Raw genomic sequence first — 6,748 nt, forward strand, 5'->3', positions numbered from 1 at the left:
AATAAGGGCAACAACGCCCTCGTTGTGCGATACGGCCTCATGTGACAAAGAGATTATGGCCGAGTCAATTTCTGCTACAATAGGAGCGGTAGTTTGATAACGATAGCCTCTGCTGATGGATGTAACTCGGTCAAAAAGGAACCGGGTGCGGGGAATGAGCCACCATTCCCTGCCGCAAGCAGCAACCTATGGATGACACAGAGAGACCCATCGATAATCAAAGTATCGATGGCACGACCGAGACCGTATCGATAGCCAAAGACGAATACGAGCGACTGAAGGAACTTGCGGAAGTTGGGAAACTGGTTGAAGTTCGTGGCGATACCGAGAACCCTGCGCTCGAAGATATTTGGTTGGCCGGACAGCCAGTCGGGAAACTCATAGAATCAACCAGAAAAGAAGTCCGTGAAATCGATTCTAAGGATGAAAACCCCACCTCTTCGGCGGACAAAGAGGGTTCGCAGAACGAGGATACTACGCTTGAACGGATAGCGGACGATGAACAAGAGAACCCTGCTGGTATCCAAATGGGACCGTCGGTCGAACGAGCAGCAGCGGTAATGGAAAACTGGTTCGAATGGTCGAACAAAGCTCCGCGAGGTCGGAACATCAAAGACGGGTTGCTCAACCTGATTGAGACTGCTACGGATGAATCCCTCGCGTGGCGGCAAATCTACCGTGCGTGCAAAAAGGTTGAACAGTTGACGAAAGGGAAGATAGTGTTTACGAAACACAAGAAACACGGGTGGATGCTGATACAACCGTCGTCAGAGGGAACATAGGAGCATCCGTCAGAGAACAGTCCTAAAATGACGATGGTCTAACACGACCCTCTCGTTTCACGAACCGTGTTGTAGTATAGATATGTCGTTTAGCGGTGGGTACACTACCTGTTCTTGCTGTTCTTGCATAGTGAGAGAACAAAGGGTCTCGCGTAACCTCTGCCGACGGGTGTCAGTAAGACCTATCCTCGTTAGTCGAAACCGGATATTGTCCGCTCAACCCGTCGAGTGTTGCGCCAATCGCTTTCTTTCACAATCTTCGACCCTCTCGAATACAAACGAGGTACGTTTACCCCACTCTTTGGCGGGAGAATCACCCTCCGGCGAAGGGATTAGTCGTCTGATTCAACGTATTCCAGCAAAGAGTATTCTTCCGACCCACAGTTAGGACACTCGGCGTTACCCACGGCATACGTACCAGTATCGGATATAGCAAGAGCAGTTATCGCACCACACTCGTCGCATTTGCCAGCAGCCCTATCCATATCTTCGACAGTCATGGTTCAATCAACACAGATAGGTATGGTAATCGTTGCGGTCAACCGGAGCTGTCGAGTAGGGGAATCATGAAGGTTCGTGATAATTGTCCGTAGTGGGGTACAGGTGTTCTGAATCAGAACCCATCCGCTCTTTGCTCATACAGCTCTTGCGCCATTTCAGCAAAATTCCGCGACGTGTACACCTTGCTCCTATTGCCAGCGTTCATTTGAGCGGACCAAAGTAGTTCGGCAAAGTCTGACTGTCGAACATCAACCCCTTCATCATTCAGGGAAACCAGATTGCCGACCATGTATCTGCTCGCCGGAGTCGCTGGACCTTTCCCTTTGTCACCGGGATATTCTTTTAGCTCATCATAGTCGAGTTTTCGAGCAGATATGGCCTGCTCGACCGAATGATACTCCGGTTTCGCAACAGAGCAGTTTCGAACGTAACTGTCGAGCGCGGGTCTGAAATCCTCCGCTTTCATCGAACCGTCAACCCATATCAATAAATGCCAATGAGTTTGCCCATAGTTCCGTTCCTTCGACGGTGTATATAGTTTGATATATGTGTAATCCCGGTCGCCGACTGCTCGACGGATTTGCTTCATGACTGTCGAGTGTGTCGAGTGAATCCGGTCGTGATAATCCAGTATCGGTGTACTTTTTGAGTCCTCGAAACACCCTCCACCGCCCGTTATCATAATCGTATGCGGGTTCTTGTAGCGCCATTGAACCAGTCTATCAACATCTAATATCCGGGCACATTGATAATCTGCATGAGCAGTCGAGTAGGCATGATTAGGAGGGCCTTGCGACGACTGCTCTTTGTCTGTCAACCACGACTTGAATTGCTCGACACGTTCCCCTTGCGTGATATTGCTAAGTTCGGGAATTTGATTTGATACGGCGATACGTGATAGTTCATTACATTTGTCCGTAGTGGGGTACAGGTGTTCTGATTGACCCACCTGCTCCGGTTCGCTCGACGTGTCGCCGTGGTCCCAATCGGATTGATATTGCTCAATGGCGCTACTCATGAGCAACCACCAAATTCGAGGGACGGCAGTCTATTTGCAAGCTATTCGTTCGTGTCGTACCCGATACGTTATCCGAAAGGTTTATATATCGGTAGAGATAATATATCCATGTATTGGTCATACGTTGCTCCGACTGGTCCTCGTCCCGTGATTTGATGGGTCACGGAAACTCGACCTATCTGTTTATTCAATCTTTCATAGTGACAAGTATTCGGTTCTGGTATTTAAGTGTTTCGTAAACCCTATTTTGATTTATCGTTGACGGGTTTATGTCAATCACAGCATAAGATGGCGCTCGCATACACTCGCTATCTTGTCGAGCGGTATCCAGTCTCGACAAGCGAGAGCTTCAACCGCTCGACGCCCGGATGAATGTCGAGCAGGGCTATGCCAGCGACCGCGAGCAGTTATCCTGAAAAGATACGCTCTGCTAAATCGGACTGGATTTTTTCCACCTCGGATTTTTCCTCTTCGGATAACTGCTCACTTTCGCTCGACGTAACCCGCTCTGTGCTACCCGTCGCGCTATGTCGAGCGTATCCATCCATAGACTCTTTCCGGTCGTTCGAACCGCCAGAGTCGCCCGAGAAGACACGTTCCGCGAGGTCCGCCTGTTTCGCTTCAATGTCGCTCTGCTCATTCATTTCTTCCGCCGAATGAGTAGCAATGCCTTCACGTAATGCGGTTTCTACGACCGTCGAAGGGTCACTATCAGCATCGCTCTTGTCGAGACGGGGCGATAATTCCGCAAACTTGTCGAGATATTCTACTTTAACTTTAGTCATCTTAATCATCCTCCTGTTCTTCGACGTGATTTTTCAAAATATCCAGAACGTATTGGGAAAATTCGTTGTTCTGATAATCAAATTCGCTGTAATGTGCGTCGTCGTAATTTATATCACTATTCTCCTTCATTTCTTCAAGCTTTTCGGCATATTCGTCGGGGATTGACATAGTAACCCGTCTCACGTCACCTCTTTGTGTCGTGAATCGTCCGGGTTCTCCCGAATATCTCTGTTCGGAATCACTCATTTGTTGTCACCTCAACAGTAGTTCCCTCAATTTCTCTGTCGATGAAGTAAATCATGAGTAAATCCAAAGTCTCGTAATACGGCGTATTGGTATCGCTATGTACGTATCTCTGAATCTTGTTTAGTCGCTCGATGTCGTCTTTTCGGACGCGCATGGTCGTTCTATTATCTGTCATGTACTTCAGACCTCTCACTTGTACTATATTACAGGGTAAATATACGCCATACTCGGCGGGTATCCGACCGAACAGAAATCAGCCAGAGTCGAGACTGTCGAGCGCGAAAGCAGGGATACGGAAAAACGCAAGTGTCGAAATGAAATCGCACGGGAGAGAACCGGAACCCGCCGATTTCTAACGAATTGAGATTTTGCCTCAATCCGCCATGTCTTCCAACAAGATATGACTTGAACTTAGTCAGTTGTCTGACGTTATTACGCGGTTCTTTTCCACCCGTCTCCGGGCGTACTTAAGTACGTTCTGCAAGTATTTAAATCTTTTGACAAATCGAGCGTCGAGCGATAGTGTCGAGTAGGGCAATATGCTGATTTCTATTCAGAGCGCCGCATTTGCTCTGTGAGCGATTTCACGGCGAAAAGGCATCCAGCCATTCGTTTCGCGTTCAAGCACCCTTAGCGGTTGCGTGAGCGGGCGGTAGTTGCCCAAATCCGCGCGCAAGAAATGCGCGCGCTCTGCCGTCGGTTGCGGAACAGAGCAAGAGTCGAGCAGAGACCGCACTACCGCAACGACCGCCAGAGCAGAGAACGCAACTGGATAATACCGCAACCGTGCCGCGACCGCACAGAGCGATTGTAAGAGCGCAGAGCGCGTTGTGAGAGACGCGAAGGTTCGGGCAAAGGAATAGGTCTAAACTACATCCAAGTGGCCGTAGTACGCCTCTGTGGTCGAACGCGAAGCGTGACGCAACCGTTTCGTTACCTCAATGAGCGGTTTGCCGTCGCGCCGAACCATTCGGTAGAACACCGAATGACGCAACTGGTGCGGGCCTACGTCCGACGGTTCGCCTCTGCCTTCGGGCGCTCTTGGGCGAACCTCTGCCTGCTCTGCGGCTTTCCCGACCATGTTCCTGATTCCTTGAGTCGAGATTCTATCCGACGACCTTCCGGGGAATAGTGCGACGGTATCCTTTCGCTGATACCAAGAGCCATTAATGTACTTCCGAAGCGTTCGCAGAGTATCGCTTGCAAGCCCGATAGTCGCGGGCTTCGGGCCACTATACGGTTCGTCTTCATTCCGGTCCTCTGGCGCGACGTATCCCTTTTGGATTGACGCGGGAATTGAAAGAACGCCGTCTTGAAAGTCAATCATGTCCGTGTCGAGCAAGCGCGTCTCATTCACCCGAAGGCCCGTATCGGCCATGACTGCTATCAGAGCATCGTTACGGTCGGCAAGATAGTGGGCGCTCTGCTCGACTGTCGCCATTCGCATTTCATCTATCTGCTCTGGCTTGAGCCAATACGTCGGTTTGTCGCCCTTGTCAACTTGGGTTTTCTCTGAACGGCCTGTTTTCGCTGTTTGGGATTCGCTCTGCATACGACATACACCGTTTGCCACCCACTTAGTTCTACCGAACTTTGGAGTTCTACCAGAAACCGAAAGTTGAGAGTTAGATAGTTGTCACGTTAGCGGATACCGTCGTTGTGAGCCTTGAGGCGTATGGTATTGGGCGATGCGGTTATGAGTCGCTTGAGCAGAGTGTTGGCTATTCAACTACTCTGTGTCGAGCAAGAGCGCGTGATTGAGTCGAGACCCACGGGTATCCGGCGACTGTCTCTGTCGCGCGCACTTATTGATTTGCTAACAGGATGTATCTGCTCGACAGCTCTGATTGCTCTGTCGAGTGTATCGGCCTATGCCTTCGCCCTCTGGCGTTTTTCTTTTTAGTGTCAGCATATAATGTCAATTATTTGATGCCCCCATCGACTTCAAAAATCTCGCGTGATATTGCCTGCGTTTTTGACGTATCACTACTGTCGCACCACCGTTACCTAATAGAGAATCAACTACTCAAGGTCTCTCGACAAGATAGACAGCAAAATAGTGGGGGAAACGGATTGAAATTTTCCTGACAGCGGATTGATAAATTAGAAATCCAATGAATAGTTCCCATCAATTTTAATATGTAAATAGAAGTGTCATACTGATTGATTTGTCTCCGGTCGTGTCAATGATTCTCACGTTCCGAAAGGTGTTACAGTAGTGATACCCCACAAGCAGTTAAACAACCAACACGTTTATAAACGTGAAAATACTAACTAATAACATGATTGAAGATTATCACGACAAGTGGGAGAACATGAAATCTACAAGCAAGCTCATTCGTTTCTGTCGGAACCAGCAAGAGTATGCCGACCGACTTACCAGATATGAAAAGATGGCTGTCTATATTGCTTGCAATATCCAAAATATCGGCAATCGCGCGAAAAACGGATATTGGCTCGACTCGTCGGATGTAAAACATCTAATGTATGCTCGGAACGACAAAGAAATCACAGGAAACAGCATTATCAAAGAAGTTGAAAGACTGTCCGCAAACGATGTTTATGTTGACAAGAGTGATGAACCGACGGTCTTGTTTTTCCCGAGTGAGACAATCGAGAAAATTAACGCTCCTACGGTTAGCGCGCCGGATTTGACCGAAAACGAAATCGACCAGAACTTAGGGATATATGCCGATGACTAACGATTCTTGAACCAACGATACCATTCGACCGGCCACGGTGCGTTATCCGACCGTTGCTCTTGCTCTAAATCCTGCCGGAGTCTTGCGATTTCTTCTTGAGTATTATCCCGAGCAATCTCCCTGTTTCGAGATTCATCTAACCTGTTCTCCAAATCTCTCACTTCTTGCTCAAGGTTTCGGTCTTTTTCATACTCATCGATTACGTATCTCATACTTTCCGACCGATTATCACACGGCCCGTCGTCGCTCGAAAGTTCATCGATTAACTCGACTTGTTCCGGTCGGATAGATATAGTGAGCCTTTCCATGATTACGGAATTGCATACGCCGAACGGATAGGTGTTTGGGCGGATGAGCGCATGACACCTTGACATCCAAGTGCAACTTCTATTGAAACGAGGAAAGAAACGCTCTACCGACAGTATGGCGTATCACCGAAACTACTGCACCAAATGTAATTGGAGTGCCAGCACCGAGCATCACAGTAGCTATGAGGTTACAAGTGAGGCAATAGCGCACTTTTGTGAGACACATCACAACATCGATTACGAGGCTGTTGTTGACCTCCAGAGTATCCCTGTCGAGTAAGAGGGAGTAGGTATGCGAACAGCAGCGGAGTAGCGTGATGCGCTGCTGTGACGCTTAGAATCGATGTGAGCGACACGGGACAAGTGGGGGAGAACCCCCGTGGTCCGTGCCTCTGGCATCACCGG

The 6,748-nt window shown here is 48.9% G+C and carries 7 protein-coding genes; 2 read left to right on the plus strand and 5 right to left on the minus strand.

All coding sequences use genetic code 11. The features are described from left to right. Positions 1-188 precede the first annotated feature (188 nt). The gene (locus TX76_RS18465) at positions 189-782 is read left to right on the plus strand and encodes a hypothetical protein (RefSeq protein WP_228842433.1); all 594 of its coding nucleotides are present in this window, start codon (positions 189-191) and stop codon (positions 780-782) included. 332 nt (positions 783-1,114) lie between these two features. On the opposite strand, the gene TX76_RS17880 is transcribed toward TX76_RS18465, so the two are convergent. From TX76_RS17880 to TX76_RS16860, 5 genes are all read right to left on the minus strand, one after another. After that, positions 1,115-1,282: a hypothetical protein gene (locus TX76_RS17880; protein WP_154019146.1), complete on the minus strand. Its 168-nt coding sequence runs from the start codon at positions 1,280-1,282 to the stop codon at positions 1,115-1,117. A 113-nt stretch (positions 1,283-1,395) separates the two neighbouring features. After that, complete coding sequence (locus tag TX76_RS17885; RefSeq protein ID WP_154019147.1) at positions 1,396-2,301, minus strand: hypothetical protein; 906 nt, start codon at positions 2,299-2,301, stop codon at positions 1,396-1,398. A 407-nt stretch (positions 2,302-2,708) separates the two neighbouring features. Next, on the minus strand, positions 2,709-3,086 hold the full coding sequence (locus tag TX76_RS16850; protein WP_049904161.1) for a hypothetical protein: 378 nt from the start codon (positions 3,084-3,086) through the stop codon (positions 2,709-2,711). Between the two features lies 1 nt (position 3,087). Continuing rightward, on the minus strand, positions 3,088-3,333 hold the full coding sequence (locus TX76_RS17890) for a hypothetical protein (RefSeq protein ID WP_154019148.1): 246 nt from the start codon (positions 3,331-3,333) through the stop codon (positions 3,088-3,090). Between the two features lie 865 nt (positions 3,334-4,198). Next, positions 4,199-4,885 carry a tyrosine-type recombinase/integrase gene (locus TX76_RS16860; protein ID WP_049904165.1) on the minus strand — a complete coding sequence of 229 codons (687 nt, stop codon included), beginning with the start codon at positions 4,883-4,885 and terminating at the stop codon, positions 4,199-4,201. Between the two features lie 730 nt (positions 4,886-5,615). On the opposite strand from TX76_RS16860, the gene TX76_RS16865 reads away from it, so the two are divergent. After that, positions 5,616-6,035 (plus strand): hypothetical protein, encoded by a 420-nt coding sequence (locus TX76_RS16865; protein WP_049904167.1) that lies wholly within the window; start codon positions 5,616-5,618, stop codon positions 6,033-6,035. The last annotated feature ends 713 nt before the right edge of the window (positions 6,036-6,748 follow it).

The organism is Halococcus agarilyticus (genome assembly GCF_000334895.1).
Classification (GTDB): domain Archaea; phylum Halobacteriota; class Halobacteria; order Halobacteriales; family Halococcaceae; genus Halococcus; species Halococcus agarilyticus.

What these genes read in the sequence shown, in the direction of transcription:
- TX76_RS17885 (WP_154019147.1), bottom strand. Translation starts at nt 2,301, where the DNA reads ATGAGTAGCGCCATTGAGCAATATCAATCCGATTGGGACCACGGCGAC.
- TX76_RS18465 (WP_228842433.1), top strand. Translation starts at nt 189, where the DNA reads ATGGATGACACAGAGAGACCCATCGATAATCAAAGTATCGATGGCACG.
- TX76_RS16860 (WP_049904165.1), bottom strand. Translation starts at nt 4,885, where the DNA reads ATGCAGAGCGAATCCCAAACAGCGAAAACAGGCCGTTCAGAGAAAACC.
- TX76_RS16850 (WP_049904161.1), bottom strand. Translation starts at nt 3,086, where the DNA reads ATGACTAAAGTTAAAGTAGAATATCTCGACAAGTTTGCGGAATTATCG.
- TX76_RS17890 (WP_154019148.1), bottom strand. Translation starts at nt 3,333, where the DNA reads ATGAGTGATTCCGAACAGAGATATTCGGGAGAACCCGGACGATTCACG.
- TX76_RS17880 (WP_154019146.1), bottom strand. Translation starts at nt 1,282, where the DNA reads ATGACTGTCGAAGATATGGATAGGGCTGCTGGCAAATGCGACGAGTGT.
- TX76_RS16865 (WP_049904167.1), top strand. Translation starts at nt 5,616, where the DNA reads ATGATTGAAGATTATCACGACAAGTGGGAGAACATGAAATCTACAAGC.